Source organism: Nocardioides mesophilus, assembly GCF_014395785.1.
Taxonomy (GTDB): Bacteria; Actinomycetota; Actinomycetes; order Propionibacteriales; family Nocardioidaceae; genus Nocardioides_B; species Nocardioides_B mesophilus.
In genome coordinates this window covers 3,335,109-3,348,598 of record NZ_CP060713.1, presented here as the reverse complement: position 1 = coordinate 3,348,598, position 13,490 = coordinate 3,335,109, and the positions used below count along the sequence as shown (strand labels likewise).

The window sequence follows — 13,490 nt, the reverse complement described above, 5'->3', positions numbered from 1 at the left end:
GATCCGGGCGAGCTAGCGGTACCTCTCGATGACCTCGGGGTCCTCCTCGGACCAGCCGTGGTCGGCGATGAGTCCCCAGCAGTCCGGCCGGGAGCCGTCGACGTCGGTGACGTCGTACAAGTCCGCGAGCTGCCGGGACGTCACGACCTGTCCGGCGAGCTGCCGGCGACCGTGGTCGGCGGCCAGCGCAGTCACCCCCCGGGCCACGTAGGTCGGGGACTCGGAGATACCGAAGCTCGGCTCTTTGCGGCAGAACTCCCGCCACGTGTCCTCGGTGACGCCGAAGCCCTCCAACATCCGCTCCGACCGCAGCCAGCCGGGCGTCACCCCCACTGCAGCGACCTCGGTGTCCCTGAGCTCGCGGGCGAAGTTGCGCACGAGCCGGTCCACCCCGGCCTTCACGTAGTCGTAGTAGAACCCGACCCCGGGCCGGTCGCCGGAGTTCGCCTCACTGGTCCCGTCGGTCATCTCCACGACCAGCCCCTCTCCCGTGTCCAGGATGAGGGGCAGGGCCACCGCCGCGGTGATGATGTGCGTCTCGACCCCCATGCGCAACATCCGCAGCCCGCCCTCGAGATCGTGCTCCCACAGGGGTGTCTCCCACTGGGCGTACCGGTCCCCGCCGAAGATGTCGTTCACCAGTACGTCGAGCCTGCCTTGCTCGGAACGGATCCGGTCGACGAGGCCGCGCACGGCCCCGACGTCCAGGTGGTCGACCCGCAGGGCAATGCCCTGGCCTCCGGCGGACGCGATGAGGTCCCCGGTCTCCTCGATCGTCTCCGGGCGGTCCATGTCCGAGGGCCCCGCCACTCGACTGGACCGTCCGGTGGCGTAGACGAAGGCGCCCGCCCGCGCCAGCTCCACCGCCACGGCACGCCCTGCCCCTCGGGTCGCCCCCGCCACCAGGGCCACCCGGCCCGAGAGATCTACCCCCATGTCCGTCCCCTTCTTCGCGTGGGGTGAGCGTGCCATGGGCGCGGTGTCGTCGCCAGGGGATGAGCAGTCGCGGACGCCGGCCGGCGGCGCCGAGGAAGCGGCGCGCACGACAGCACCCCGAACCCGGATCCGGGGATCGTGACCCGATGCGCGACCGTCAAGAGCCATGCGGCTGCGAAGGACGGCGTCGGGCTCAGAGGTTGCCCGCGACCTCGGCGCTGAGCCGGAGCGCCTGGCGCGCCCAGTCCACCGAGGCGCCCGCCAGGCCGCACGTGGGCGTGACCACCAGGGACTCCCCCACGGCGTCCGGGTCGAGGCCCAGCATGTCGAGGAAGCGCATCACCTGGTCGGTGAGCCGTTCGGCCGACACCGTCCCCTCGGGTGCGGTCGACGGCACGACCCCCAGCAGCACCGGGCCGCCGGCCTCGAGCAGCTCGGCGAGCGGGTCGTACGCCGCCGGCGCCAGCACGCCGAGGTCCACCGAGACACCCGCAGCGCCGGCTCCCACCAGCAGCCCGACCGGGACGTCCGCGTCGCAGCAGTGCACGATCGGCACCGCACCGGCCGAGGAGATCGCCTCGAAGACCCATTCCAGGGCCGGGGAGGCCTCGGGGGCGTCCACCGAGCGGTGCCGGTGGAAGCCGGAGGCGGTGGGCACCCGGCCGGTCATCACCGCCGGCAGCGCCGGCTCGTCGACCTGCACCCACAGCTCGGACCTGGGGAGCCGGCGCCGGAGGTCGGCCACGTGCGTGCGCAACCCCTCGGCGAGGGCCTGGGCCAGCTCGCGGCGGGCGCCGCGGTCGGCGAGCAACCGGTCGCCGCGCGGCTTCTCGACCGTCGCGGCGAGTGTCCACGGCCCGGTGACCTGCACCTTGAACGTGCCGTCGTAGTCCTGGGCGAGCTCCTCGACCACGTCGAGGTCCTGGGCCAGCAGCGAGCGGGCCCGCCGGTGGTCCGCCCCCGGTGAGCCCTGGCTGCCGGTCAGCCGCCAGCCGGCCGGCTGCAGGTCCGCGTCGAGGTCGGCGAGGACTCCGAGGGACCGTCCGGTCATCGAGGCCTGGACGCCGCGGTCCGGCAGCTCCGGGACGTGGGCGAGGTCGGGCAGCAGCCCGAGCACCATCCGGACGGCCTCGGCGTAGTCGGTGCCGGGCAGTGAGCCGATCCCGGTGGCCCGGGTCATCGGGAGCCCGCCCCGTCCGCAGCCCCAGGAGCGCCGGCAGCCTCAGTCTGGAGAGCGGTCGGGCCCGACCGGCGGGTGGCGCTGATGGTGCACGAGCCGACCACCCGGCTGCCGTCGTAGAACACGGCCGCCTGCCCGGGCGCGATCCCCTCCGCGGGCTCCAGCAGCGTCACCTCGACCTGGTCGCCGCTCACCCGGACCACCGCCCGGTGCTCCTCGCCGTGCGCCCGCAGCTGCACGGTCCCGTGCATCGGGGCCGCCGGCACCGTCCCGCACCAGCGCGGCCGGATCCCGGTCAGGCCGTCGATCAGCAGCGCCGCGCGGGGTCCGACGGTCACGGTGCCCGAGACCGGCTCGATGTCGAGCACGTAGCGCGGCCGACCGTCGTCGGCGGGCCGGCCGATCCGCAGGCCCTTGCGTTGCCCGATGGTGAAGCCGAACGCGCCCTCGTGGCTGCCGAGCACCTCGCCGCTCGCGTGGTCGACGATGTCGCCGTGGCCGGCGCCCAGCTTCTCGCGCAGCCAGCCACCGGTGTCGCCGTCGCTGATGAAGCAGATGTCGTGGCTGTCCGGCTTGCTCGCGACCGACAGCCCGCGCGCGGCGGCCTCCAGGCGGACGTCGCTCTTGCGCGAGTCGCCGAGCGGGAACAGCGAGTGCGCCAGCTGCTCCTGGGTCAGCACGCCGAGCACGTAGGACTGGTCCTTGCCCATGTCCACGGCCCGGTGCATCTCGATCAGCCCGTCCGGCCCGCGCTCCAGCTGGGCGTAGTGCCCCGTGGCCACCGCGTCGAAGCCCAGGGCCAGCCCGCGGTCGAGGACGGCGGCGAACTTGATCTTCTCGTTGCAGCGCAGGCACGGGTTGGGGGTCCGGCCGGCGGCGTACTCCTCCACGAAGTCCTCGACCACGTCCTCGTGGAACCGGTCGCTGAGGTCCCAGACGTAGAACGGGATCCCGATCACGTCCGCGGCGCGCCGGGCGTCGCCGGAGTCCTCGATCGTGCAGCAGCCGCGGGAGCCGGTGCGGTAGGACTTCGGGTTCCGGGACAGCGCCAGGTGGATGCCGGTGACCTCGTGGCCGGCCTCGACGGCACGGGCGGCGGCGACCGCGGAGTCGACCCCTCCGGACATGGCGGCGAGAACGCGCATCGGCTCAGCCCGCCGCGGCGCGGGCCGCACCGACACCGGCCACCGCGCCGGCGGCGCGGGCGCGCTCGACCACCGGACCGATCGCCTCGACCAGCGCGTCCACGTCGGCGGGGGTGCTGGTGTGCCCGAGCGAGAATCGCAGCGAGGACCGGGCCTGCTCCACGGTCCGTCCCATCGCGAGCAGCACGTGCGAGGGCTGCGGCACCCCGGCCGAGCACGCGGAGCCGGTCGAGCAGGCGATGCCGCGGGCGTCGAGCAGCATCAGCAGCGAGTCCCCCTCGCAGCCGGGAAAGGTCAGGTGGGCGTTGCCGGGGAGCCGGTGGTCCGGGGCGCAGACCGGGTCGCCGTTCAGCACCGCGTCGGGCACCTGCTCGATGACCCGGGCGACCAGGTCGTTGCGCAGCGCGCACAGCCGGTCGAAGCGCTCGGGCTGCTGCGCGACGGCCAGCTCGACGGCGGTGGCGAAGCCGAGGATGGCGGGGGTGTCCAGGGTGCCGGAGCGGACGTCGCGCTCCTGGCCGCCGCCGTGCATCAGCGGCGCGAGGTCGAGCTCGCGGCGCACGACGAGCGCCCCGACGCCGTACGGCCCGCCGACCTTGTGCGCGGTGAGCGTGAGCAGGTCGACGTCGGTGCCGGCGAAGTCGACGGGCACCTGCCCGACCGCCTGCACCGCGTCGGTGTGGACCGGGATGCCGTGCTCATGGGCGATCCGCACGACCTCGGCGACCGGCTGCACGGTGCCGACCTCGTTGTTGGCCCACATCACCGACGCCAGCGCGACCGACTCCGGGTCGCGCTCGACGGCGGCCCGGAACGCGTCGAGGTCGAGGCGGCCGAGCCCGTCGACCGGGAGCAGCTCGACCTCGGCGCCCTCGTGCTCCTCGAGCCACACCAGCGTGTCGAGCACGGCGTGGTGCTCGACGGCGGTGGAGAGCACGCGGGTACGGCGACCGTCCGCGTCCCGTCGCGCCCAGTAGAGGCCCTTGACCGCGAGGTTGTCCGACTCGGTCCCCCCGGAGGTGAACACGACCTCGGAGGGACGGGCGCCGATCGCGGCGGCGATCCGCTCGCGGCCCTCCTCCACGACCCGGCGGGCGGCGCGGCCGGCGGCATGCAGGGAGGAGGCGTTCCCGGTGCGGGTCAGCTGGGTGGTCATCGCGGCGACGGCCGCCTCGACCATCGGCGTGGAGGCCGCGTGGTCGAGGTAGACGGTGGCCGGCTCGGCGGCCGCGGCGCGGGTGAGGTCGTTCATCGCATTCCCCAGCGTACGGCGTGCGCGGGCACCGGCTCTCATCCGCCCGTGCCGACCCCCGGCTCGCTGCGCAGCCGCTCGGTCCAGGGGTGGTCGGGGTAGCGGTGCGCGACCGCGTCGCGGAGCCAGGCCCGCCGTTCCGGGGGCAGCAGCGGCCAGGTGTTCGCGAGGTCGATCGCGTCCTTGGGCCGCTGCTGGCGCGCCTTGAAGAGCAGGGTGATCGCCGGGTCGAGGTAGCGGATGCCGTCCGCCGCCACCCAGGTGACCTCGTCGAGGTCGGCGACGAACGAGTCGTCGTGCCGGGACTGCCAGCGCCCCTCCGCGCTCGGGTTCAGGATGCAGTCCACGCGCCACGGGGAGGAGGCGTCGACGCGCATCCAGATCTGGCACAGCGGGTGCACCGGGTCCGGGTGCCGTTCGTCGATCACCCGCATGGTGCCGTCGTTCATGCCCCACAGGTGGAACGTGCCGCCGAGTTGGGCCCGCAGCGCCTGCACGTCGTCGGCGAAGACCACCAGGTCGATGTCCTCGTGGACGCGGCGGACGCCGGTGAACGCCTCGATCGCGTGGCCGCCGACCACCCACCAGGGCGGTTCGAAGCCGGCCATCAGCCGTTGCAGCTCGGCCGGGGCGAGCGGGTCCCAGGGACCGTAGACGTCGAGGAACGCCCGGTCCTCCTCGGTCGGCTCCCAGACGTTCTCGCTCATCTGGCCAGTATCGCCAGCAGCGCCCGGTGGTCGGTGCCGGAGACCGAGGCGGTCTCGGTGCGGGCGACCGCGAACGCGTCGTCGACCAGCACGTGGTCGATGGCGAGCAGCGACGGCGGCCGCAGGCCGAGCAGGGCCGGCCCGTCGGCGGCCGGCCAGGTCGGCTGCCACCCGGAGCCGGCCTCGGTCGCGGCGTCGTCGAAGCCGCGGCCCGCGAGCTCGAGGAGCGGCTCGTGGTCGGGGGTGGTGTTGAAGTCGCCGACGACGACCGCGTCGCCCAGGCGGGCGGCGTCGACCGCGGCGGCGCGGATCACGCGCTGGTCGGCGCGCCACATCCTGGCGTCGCCGATCGGCGGCCACGAGTGCACCGCCACCAGCCGGACGTCGCCGTCGTAGGTCATCGTCCAGCAGCCGAGCCGGGTGTCCAGCCGGGAGACGTCCTCGAGCGGCTTGCGCGCGAACACCATCGTGCCGGCCACCCCGCTCTCCGGCTGCCCCGCCGAGGCGGGGAACCGCTCGTCGATGCCGGCGGCCTGCAGCCGGGCCAGCTCGGCGGCGTCCACCTCCTGCAGCACGAGCACGTCGACCCGGTTCGCCAGCGCCAGCTCGACGACCCGGACCGCGGACGCCTGCCCCTTCTCCAGGTTGGCCGACATCACCCGCAACCGCTCCCCCGGCGCCGCCTGGGCGCGAGCGGTGCCGTTGACGAACGACGGCAGCAGCCACCAGGCGTGCAGGGCCAGACCGGCCACGCTGCCGACCAGCAGCAGCACCGCGAGACCCCGGGCGGCTCCGCGGACGACCAGCACGGCCACCAGCAGGACCACCACGGCCGCGGCGTACAGCACCACGGCGTACGGCGTGAACGAGACCAGCCGCACCCACGCCCCGGCCGCCGGGTGCACCAGCCGGGCGGCGGTCAGCATCCCCGCGGGCACCAGGAGCACGACGAGCAGGATCAGGAGCAGGAGCCGGCGCAGCATCACCGCCCCACGCTAGTGACCGGCACCCCCCCGGAGCGGCGGCCCGCGCCGCGTGTCGCCGACCGCGTCGAGGCGCCGCGGCCGGAGTGGCGGAATATTCGGATGCCGCGGCGACCGTCTTCGTGCAAAATCGTCGCGACATGAAGAGCTGACCCCGTCCCCGCTCGCGTCCGCGGCCCGCCCGGCGAGCGTCCCACGTCCCGTGGATCGGTGGTCCCCATGCCTGCACGCTCCCTCACCCGTCTCTCCCCGCTCGTCGGTCGCGACCTGGCCAAGGCGTACGGCGACCGGGTCGTCCTCGACGGCGTCGACGTCGTCGCCTCCCCCGGCTCCCCGCTCGGGGTGGTCGGCGAGAACGGCGTCGGCAAGTCGACGCTGATGCGCCTGCTCGCCGGGGTGGACGCCCCCGACGCGGGCAGCGTCGTACGCCCCGCGGAGCTCGCCTACCTCCCCCAGGAGCCGGAGTTCCCGGCCGGCGCCGCCGCCCGCGAGGTCCTCGATGCGGCGCTGCGCCCGCTGCACGCGGGGGTACGGCGGCTCGAGGAGCTGGCCGGGCAGCTCACCGGACCGGAGGCCGCCGAGGAGTACGTCGCGCTCCTCGACTGGGCGGTGCAGCACAAGGCCTGGGACGCCGACCGGCGCGCGGAGATGGCCGCGGCACGGCTCGGGCTCGGTGCGGTCCATCCCGGCACCCCGGTCGCCGTCCTCTCCGGCGGCCAGCGCTCACGTCTCGCGCTGGCCGCCCTCGTCGCGGCCCGGCCCGGGTGCGTGGTGCTCGACGAACCGACCAACCACCTCGACGACGCCGGGGTGGCGCTGCTCGAGGAGTTCCTGCGCGACCTGCCCGGCGTGGTCGTCCTGGCCAGCCACGACCGGGCCCTGCTCGAGGCGGTCTGCACGCAGGTGGTCGACCTCGACCCCAGCCACTTCGGCACCGACGGTCTCGGCGGCAACCGGTTCTCCGGCGGGTACGCCGCCCACCTGGCCGGCAAGCGGGAGGCACGACGTCGCTGGGAGGCCGCCTTCGTCGAGCAGCAGGAGGAGCTGGACCGGCTGCGCGCGGCGACCCGGGGCACTGCCCGGCAGGTCGCCCACAACCGGCCGCCGCGCGACAACGACAAGTTCATCTACCACAGCAAGGGCGAGAAGGTGGCCCGGACCGTGAGCCGCCGGGTGCGCGACGCCGAGCGGCGGATCGAGGAGCTGGAGAGCCGGCCGGTGCCCAAGCCGCCGCGCGAGCTCTCCTTCGACCGGGTGCTCGCACGCACGGGCGGATCCGGCCGGGTGGTGCAGGTGCGCGGGCTCGCGGTGGCGGACCGCCTCGCGGTGCCGCTGCTCGATGTGGCGGCCGGGGAGCACCTGCTGGTCACCGGCGCCAACGGCTCCGGGAAGTCCACGCTGCTCAAGGTCCTCGCCGGGGTGCTCGAGCCGACCTCCGGCACCGCCGTGGTGTCGTCGCGGACGACCGGCTACCTGCCGCAGGACGTCACGTTCGCCCGGCCGGAGCGCACCCCGCACCAGGTCTACGCGGCGCTGACCGGGTCGCCGGTGCCGCTCGGCGAGCTGGGCCTGCTGCACCCGCGAGAGCTGTCCCGGCCGGTCGGCGTGCTCAGCGTCGGCCAGCAGCGGCGGCTCGCGCTCGCGGTGCTCGTGGCGCGGCAGCCGGACCTGCTGCTCCTCGACGAGCCGACCAACCACATCTCGCTGACGCTGGCCGACGAGCTCGAGGAGTCGCTGGGCCGCTCGCCCGGCACGGTCGTCGTCGCCAGCCACGACCGCTGGCTGCGCGGCCGGTGGGAGGGCCTGAGCATCGGGCTGTGAGTCGCGGGGCCGGTCGGCGGTCGGCAGCCGGCCGGCGTACCGCTCGCCGGTCGGTTGCGGCCGGCGTACTTGCTCGGCGGTTGCGCGGTCGGCGTACCGCTCGCCGGTCGGTCGCGGCCGGCGCCGGTCGGCCGCGACCGACGTACCGGCGCCCTTCCCACGGAAGACTGATGCTCCCCATGGCCTGCGGGCCATGGGGAGCATCAGACTTCCTGCATACCGTGGTAATCGGCGGGCGGGAGGGGCGTGGTCAGCCCTTGCGCGCGGAGACCTGCTCGGTCGCGGCCGGAAGCACCGCGTGCAGGTCGCCGACGACGCCGAAGTCGACGAGCTCGAAGATCGGCGCCTCCTCGTCCTTGTTGACCGCGACGATCGTCTTCGAGGTCTGCATGCCGGCCCGGTGCTGGATGGCACCGGAGATCCCGTTCGCGACGTAGAGCTGCGGGGAGACCGTCTTGCCGGTCTGCCCGACCTGGAAGGAGTGCGGGTACCACCCGGAGTCGACGGCGGCGCGCGAGGCACCGACCGCGGCGCCGAGCGCGTCGGCGAAGCCCTCCACCGGCTCGAAGTTGCCGCCGGTGCCCCGGCCACCGGAGACCACGATCGCGGCCTCGGTCAGCTCGGGACGGCCGGAGGCCTTGCGCGGCTCGGTGGCGGTGATCCGGGCGGCCTTCGCGGTCTCGGAGATGCTCGGCGTGACGGTCTCCTGGACCGCAGCGCCCTCGGTCTCCTCCGGGGTCGCCGAGTTCGGCTTCACCGTGATGATCGGGATGCCGGAGGTGACCTTGGCCCGCACCGTGTAGTTGCCGGCGAAGACCGACTGCGTGGTAACCCCGTCCTCCGCGACGTCGACGGCGTCGGTGATCAGGCCCGAGCCGGTCTTGACCGCCAGCCGGGCGCCGATCTCCTTGCCCTCGCCGCCGGAGACGATCAGCACCGCGGCCGGGGAGCTCTGCTCCACCAGCTGGGCCAGCACCTCGGCCTTGGGCGCCGAGAGGTAGCCCTTCACCTCGGCGTCGTCGACGACGTACACCTTCTCGGCGCCGTACTTCTTCAGCGTCTCGGTCGCCGCGGCCGCGGCGTCGGCCGGCGCGATCAGGACCGCGGACGGCTCACCGAGCCGGCGCGCGATCGTCAGCAGCTCCGTGGTCGGCTTGCTCACCTTGCCGTCGACGTGGTCGACGAGAACCAGTACCTCACTCATGAGTCAACCAACCCCTTCTCAGATGAACTTCTTCGAGGCGAGGAAGTCGACGAGCGCCTTGGCGCCGCTGCCGTCCTCGTCGGTGACGATCTCGCCGGCGGTGCGCGGCGGGCGTGCCGAGGTGTCCTCGACGACGGTGAGAGCCGCCGACAGGCCGACCTTCTCCGCCTCGACCCCGAGGTCGGAGAGCGACCAGGTCTCGACCGGCTTCTTCTTCGCCGCCATGATCCCCTTGAAGGAGGGGTAGCGGGCCTCGCCGGACTGGTCGGTGACGCTCAGCACCAGCGGGAGCGTGCCCTCGACGGTCTCGGTCGCGACGTCGCCGTCGCGGCGGATCCGGACGGTGTCGCCCTCGACGGTGATCTCCGAGCCGAGCAGCACGCCCGGGACTCCGAGGCGCTCGGCCAGCATCGCCGGCACCACGCCGCCCGCGCCGTCGGTGGAGGCCATGCCGCACACCACGAGGTCGTGGTCGATCTTCTTGATCGCCTCGGCCAGAACCAGCGACGTCGCGAGGTAGTCCGAGCCGGCGACGGCGTCGTCCACGACGTGCACGCCCTTGTCCGCGCCCATCTGCAGCGCCTTGCGCACGGCGTCGGTGGCCTGCTCGGGCCCGACGGTCAGCACGGTCACCGTGCTGTCGTCGCCGAGCTTGTCCTTGATCTGCAGCGACTGCTCGACGGCGTACTCGTCCAGCTCGGACAGCAGCCCGTCGACGCCGACGCGGTCGACGGTGTTGTCGGCCTCGAAGTGCCGGTCGGCAGTGGCATCAGGTACGTACTTCACACACACGACAATGTTCATAACGTTGTCGACCCGGTTTAGGGCCCCTCCTGTGCAGTCGGTTTGACCCGAGGTTACCCGCTGGTAGCCAGCGGTGAAACCTGGTCATCGGTGGATTGAGTCACACGGCGCAGCGGACCGGACGGGACTGGCGAGCCGTGTCGGGCGACGGCTCACGGGCGGATGACCCGGTCCAGGATCTTGCCGATCACCAGGTAGGCCACCGCGGCCAGACCCCAGTTGACCAGCGCGCTCTTGGTGGCCGCGTCCTTGCCGTCGAAGGTGAAGATGCCGTTGTCCCGGCTGAACGGCCCGTCGAGGGCATCGGCCCCGTCGAGCACGAACTTCACGATGCTGTTGTCCTGGTTGGCCTTCAGCGCCACCAGGAGCGCGCCGACGGCCAGGAACAGCGCGCACACCACGGCCACCAGCCACACCAACGAGGCCAGCTTGGTCCTGGCGGTGGACGTGGTGGCCTTGACCTTCGCCCTGGCCTCCGAGCCCCGGCGGCGTCTCGCCTCGGAGCCTGACGGGTCTGACGAAGCCGGGGCCACAGTCTCGCCGGCGGGCTTCTTCGTGTCGGTCACTCGCTGCTCCTTGTCCGAGGTTGTCAGCACATTAGCCGACCCGCCCCCGGCGGCCGACCAGGCGGCTGCGGGGAGCGGGCCGGGAGCGACGCACGCACGACGGGGACCTCCCTGTCGAGCCAGGAGGTCCCCGTGCGGGTGCGGTGGCGGCGGATCAGGACCGGGACAGCCAGCCCCGGCGCAGCAGCCGCAGCCCGATCATGACGAACGGTGTGAAGGCCACCAGGATCGCCACCGCGCTCAGGTGCGGCAGGTCCCACGGGATGAACATCATGCCGAGGACGCCGGCGACCAGCACCGCGATGGTCCACCAGCCGAGGACCCCGGCCCGGGCCAGGCCGGCCAGCAGCAGCACCGGGCCGAGCAGCGAGAGCATCTCGGTGCCGTCCCAGGGCCAGAGCAGCGAGGAGTCCTTGAACCCCGCGAAGACCTCGGCCGCCGTCGCCGCGGGCAGGTGGGTCACCGCCGAGGCGTTCCACCAGTCGCTGAGCAGCGTTCCCGAGACGTTGGTGAAGCCGAGCGCCGCGAGCAGCGACCCGACGACGGTGAGGCCGCGGCCCCGCGGCCCGCGCACCAGCGACGGCGCGGCCAGCAGGCCGAGGCCGATCAGCAGGTTGCCGTAGTGCAGGAGGAGCGCGGACACCTGCGTCATCGTGAGGTCCCGTCCGAGCGACCTCACGTAGTCGAGGTCACTGGTGCCGGATGCCGGCGGCGAGGTCCACATCCCGGCCGCCCAGAGCAGCGGACCGAGCACCAGCACGGCGCCGGCCGCGTAGGTCATCCAGGGCGTCCCGGCGGTCCGGTCCCCCGCGGTGGCGTGGACCCGGAGGCCGGTGGAGCTAGGAGTGTCGAGGGTCATGGTGAGTCCTTCGGTTCGGGGGCCGCCGTCTGCGGCCGGTGGTTCGGAGTCGATGCCGAGGACTCTCCCGGGGCGGCGGCTCGTCGGGCATCGGTCCCGGAGGACCGTCTCGTCTCCTCCGCCAGGAGGAGCTGCGGACGGCAGCCGGTCCTTCCCCGGAAGGATCACGCGGTGGCGCGGTCGCCACTACCTTGTCCAGCATGGTCGGTCCCCGCTGGCGCGACCCGCGCCTGTTCCCCCTGGCCGCGGGCCCGTTGATGTGCCTGCTCGGGCTGGTCGAGGGCAGCACGGACGCGGCGTACCGGCCGCACTTCGCGGTCCTGGCGCTCGTCGCCTTCTGGCTGCTGGCCGCCTTCGTCGTGCAGGCCCGGTTCCCCTGCGTGGGGGCCGTGCTCGTCGTCTGCTTCTACCCACTGTCACTGATCCTGGGCGCGCCGGGCCCCGGAGGCACCGGGCTGATCGCGGCGATGCTCGCGATGGGGTACGTCGGCTACGCCGCCCCGGCACGGAGGTCGCTGGTGGCGGTCACGGTCGCGGTCGCGGTGTTCGTGACGACCGACGTCGTGGTGCACGGACTGGCCTGGGACTCGGTGTTCTTCCCCGCGGTGTTCTACCCGGCGCGGTGGGCCGGCCGGCTGGTGCGGCGCGAGCGGGAGCGCAGCGCCGAGCTGATGGAGGTGACTTCGCTGCTCGAGGCGCAGCGGGAGCAGGCCGCGCACGCCGCCGCCGTCGAGGAGCGCACCCGGATCGCCCGGGAGGTGCACGACGCGGTCGCGCACTCGGTGAGCGTGATGACGCTGCAGACCGGCGGGCTGCGCCGACAGCTCGCACCGGTGCTGGCCGACCGCCCGCAGGAGTACGACGTGCTGCTCGGCCTCGAGCGGCTCGGCCGGCAGACCGTCGAGGAGCTGCGGTCCCTGGTCGGCATCCTGCGCGAGCCCGGAGACGACCAGCCGGCGGCCGCCGTGCCGTCGCTGGCCCGGGCCTCGGAGGTGGTGCAGGACGTCCGCGCAGCCGGGCTCGACGTGGACCTCGAGGTGACCGGCGAGCCGCGGGAGCTGCCCCGGGCGCTGGACGCGTCCGCCTACCGGATCCTGCAGGAGGCGCTCACCAACGTGCTCCGGCACGCGCCCGGCAGCCGGGCGCACGTGGTCCTCGACTACGGCCACGACGCGGTGGGGATCCGGGTGCGCGACGAGGGCGCGCCGGCCACGAACGGCGAGCGGCGCCGGCTCCCGCTCGGCGGCGGGGGGCACGGGCTGGTCGGCATGCGGGAGCGGGCGCAGGTCTTCGGCGGCACCCTGCGGACCCGGCAGACCGAGCAGGGCTTCGAGGTGCACGCGGTGCTGCCGACGAACAGGAGCTGGTCATGAGCATCCGGGTGGTGCTGGTCGACGACGAGGCGATGGTCCGCGTCGGACTCCGGATGGTGCTCTGCGCCGAACCCGACATCGAGGTCGTGGGCGAGGCGTCCGACGGCGCCTCCGCGGTGGACGTGGTCCGGGACACCGCGCCCGACGTGGTGCTGATGGACGTGCGGATGCCCCACGTCGACGGCATCGAGGGCTCCCGTCGGGTGCTGGAGGCCGTCCCCGGCACCCGGGTCGTCATCCTGACCACGTTCGACGAGGACGACTACGTCGAAGCCGCCCTGCGCTCCGGGGTGAGCGGCTTCCTGCTCAAGGTCGCGCCGCCGGAGCGCCTGGTCGAGGGCGTGCGCACGGTCGCGGCCGGCGGCGGCCTGCTCGACCCCGCGGTGACGGTGCGGGTGATCGAGCGGTTCGCGTCCTCGCCGCCGCTGCGGACCCGGCGCACCGAGGTGCTCCAGACGCTGACCGCGCGCGAGCGCGACGTCCTCGCCCTCATCGGACGCGGGCTGTCCAACGCCGAGATCGCCGCGGAGCTCTACCTCGGCGAGACGACGGTGAAGACCCACGTCTCCAGCGTGCTCGCCAAGCTGGGGGTGCGGGACCGGGTGCAGGCCGTGGTCGCGGCCTACGAGACCGGCCACGTCCGTCCCGGCGAGGCCTGAC

The 13,490-nt window shown here is 73.8% G+C and carries 13 protein-coding genes; 3 read left to right on the top strand and 10 right to left on the bottom strand.

What is annotated here, in order from left to right; all coding sequences use genetic code 11:
* Window positions 1-12: 12 nt before the first annotated feature.
* The 6 genes from H9L09_RS16135 to H9L09_RS16110 all read right to left on the bottom strand — a co-directional run bounded on the left by H9L09_RS16135 (window position 13) and on the right by H9L09_RS16110 (window position 6,203).
* On the bottom strand, window positions 13-972 hold the full coding sequence (locus H9L09_RS16135; protein ID WP_281390767.1) for an SDR family oxidoreductase: 960 nt from the start codon (window positions 970-972) through the stop codon (window positions 13-15).
* A gap of 157 nt (window positions 973-1,129) precedes the next feature.
* Complete coding sequence (locus H9L09_RS16130; RefSeq protein WP_187577870.1) at window positions 1,130-2,116, bottom strand: uroporphyrinogen decarboxylase/cobalamine-independent methonine synthase family protein; 987 nt, start codon at window positions 2,114-2,116, stop codon at window positions 1,130-1,132.
* The gene (gene mnmA, locus H9L09_RS16125; protein WP_187577869.1) at window positions 2,113-3,261 is read right to left on the bottom strand and encodes a tRNA 2-thiouridine(34) synthase MnmA; all 1,149 of its coding nucleotides are present in this window, start codon (window positions 3,259-3,261) and stop codon (window positions 2,113-2,115) included. Before mnmA ends, H9L09_RS16130 begins: the two co-directional genes overlap by 4 nt.
* 4 nt (window positions 3,262-3,265) lie before the next feature.
* Window positions 3,266-4,513, bottom strand: a complete 1,248-nt coding sequence (locus H9L09_RS16120; RefSeq protein WP_187577868.1) for a cysteine desulfurase family protein — start codon at window positions 4,511-4,513, stop codon at window positions 3,266-3,268.
* 38 nt (window positions 4,514-4,551) lie between these two features.
* The gene (locus H9L09_RS16115) at window positions 4,552-5,220 is read right to left on the bottom strand and encodes a hypothetical protein (protein ID WP_187577867.1); all 669 of its coding nucleotides are present in this window, start codon (window positions 5,218-5,220) and stop codon (window positions 4,552-4,554) included.
* On the bottom strand, window positions 5,217-6,203 hold the full coding sequence (locus tag H9L09_RS16110; RefSeq protein ID WP_187577866.1) for an endonuclease/exonuclease/phosphatase family protein: 987 nt from the start codon (window positions 6,201-6,203) through the stop codon (window positions 5,217-5,219). The genes H9L09_RS16115 and H9L09_RS16110 overlap by 4 nt, the downstream gene beginning before the upstream one ends.
* 219 nt (window positions 6,204-6,422) lie before the next feature.
* On the opposite strand from H9L09_RS16110, the gene H9L09_RS16105 reads away from it, so the two are divergent.
* Window positions 6,423-8,024: an ABC-F family ATP-binding cassette domain-containing protein gene (locus H9L09_RS16105; RefSeq protein ID WP_187577865.1), complete on the top strand. Its 1,602-nt coding sequence runs from the start codon at window positions 6,423-6,425 to the stop codon at window positions 8,022-8,024.
* A gap of 250 nt (window positions 8,025-8,274) precedes the next feature.
* Here H9L09_RS16105 and H9L09_RS16100 read toward each other — a convergent pair whose 3' ends face one another.
* From H9L09_RS16100 to H9L09_RS16085, 4 genes are all read right to left on the bottom strand, one after another.
* Window positions 8,275-9,228 carry an electron transfer flavoprotein subunit alpha/FixB family protein gene (locus H9L09_RS16100; RefSeq protein ID WP_187577864.1) on the bottom strand — a complete coding sequence of 318 codons (954 nt, stop codon included), beginning with the start codon at window positions 9,226-9,228 and terminating at the stop codon, window positions 8,275-8,277.
* 18 nt (window positions 9,229-9,246) lie between these two features.
* The gene (locus H9L09_RS16095; protein ID WP_246456070.1) at window positions 9,247-10,014 is read right to left on the bottom strand and encodes an electron transfer flavoprotein subunit beta/FixA family protein; all 768 of its coding nucleotides are present in this window, start codon (window positions 10,012-10,014) and stop codon (window positions 9,247-9,249) included.
* A gap of 170 nt (window positions 10,015-10,184) precedes the next feature.
* The gene (locus H9L09_RS16090) at window positions 10,185-10,598 is read right to left on the bottom strand and encodes a hypothetical protein (RefSeq protein WP_246456069.1); all 414 of its coding nucleotides are present in this window, start codon (window positions 10,596-10,598) and stop codon (window positions 10,185-10,187) included.
* Between the two features lie 154 nt (window positions 10,599-10,752).
* Entirely contained in the window at window positions 10,753-11,457 is a 705-nt protein-coding gene (locus tag H9L09_RS16085; protein ID WP_187577862.1) for a hypothetical protein, read from the bottom strand.
* Window positions 11,458-11,657: 200 nt separating this feature from the next.
* Here H9L09_RS16085 and H9L09_RS16080 point away from each other — a divergent pair, with 200 nt between their 5' ends.
* The gene (locus H9L09_RS16080; RefSeq protein ID WP_187577861.1) at window positions 11,658-12,830 is read left to right on the top strand and encodes a sensor histidine kinase; all 1,173 of its coding nucleotides are present in this window, start codon (window positions 11,658-11,660) and stop codon (window positions 12,828-12,830) included.
* On the top strand, window positions 12,827-13,489 hold the full coding sequence (locus H9L09_RS16075) for a response regulator (RefSeq protein ID WP_187577860.1): 663 nt from the start codon (window positions 12,827-12,829) through the stop codon (window positions 13,487-13,489). Before H9L09_RS16080 ends, H9L09_RS16075 begins: the two co-directional genes overlap by 4 nt.
* Window position 13,490 lies beyond the last annotated feature (1 nt).

Bases quoted from the DNA above. Each gene is read 5' to 3' on its own strand.
- H9L09_RS16120 (WP_187577868.1), bottom strand. From the start codon at position 4,513: ATGAACGACCTCACCCGCGCCGCGGCCGCCGAGCCGGCCACCGTCTAC.
- H9L09_RS16115 (WP_187577867.1), bottom strand. From the start codon at position 5,220: ATGAGCGAGAACGTCTGGGAGCCGACCGAGGAGGACCGGGCGTTCCTC.
- H9L09_RS16130 (WP_187577870.1), bottom strand. From the start codon at position 2,116: ATGACCCGGGCCACCGGGATCGGCTCACTGCCCGGCACCGACTACGCC.
- H9L09_RS16110 (WP_187577866.1), bottom strand. From the start codon at position 6,203: ATGCTGCGCCGGCTCCTGCTCCTGATCCTGCTCGTCGTGCTCCTGGTG.
- H9L09_RS16085 (WP_187577862.1), bottom strand. From the start codon at position 11,457: ATGACCCTCGACACTCCTAGCTCCACCGGCCTCCGGGTCCACGCCACC.
- mnmA (WP_187577869.1), bottom strand. From the start codon at position 3,261: ATGCGCGTTCTCGCCGCCATGTCCGGAGGGGTCGACTCCGCGGTCGCC.
- H9L09_RS16100 (WP_187577864.1), bottom strand. From the start codon at position 9,228: ATGAGTGAGGTACTGGTTCTCGTCGACCACGTCGACGGCAAGGTGAGC.
- H9L09_RS16075 (WP_187577860.1), top strand. From the start codon at position 12,827: ATGAGCATCCGGGTGGTGCTGGTCGACGACGAGGCGATGGTCCGCGTC.
- H9L09_RS16105 (WP_187577865.1), top strand. From the start codon at position 6,423: ATGCCTGCACGCTCCCTCACCCGTCTCTCCCCGCTCGTCGGTCGCGAC.
- H9L09_RS16135 (WP_281390767.1), bottom strand. From the start codon at position 972: ATGGCACGCTCACCCCACGCGAAGAAGGGGACGGACATGGGGGTAGAT.
- H9L09_RS16080 (WP_187577861.1), top strand. From the start codon at position 11,658: ATGGTCGGTCCCCGCTGGCGCGACCCGCGCCTGTTCCCCCTGGCCGCG.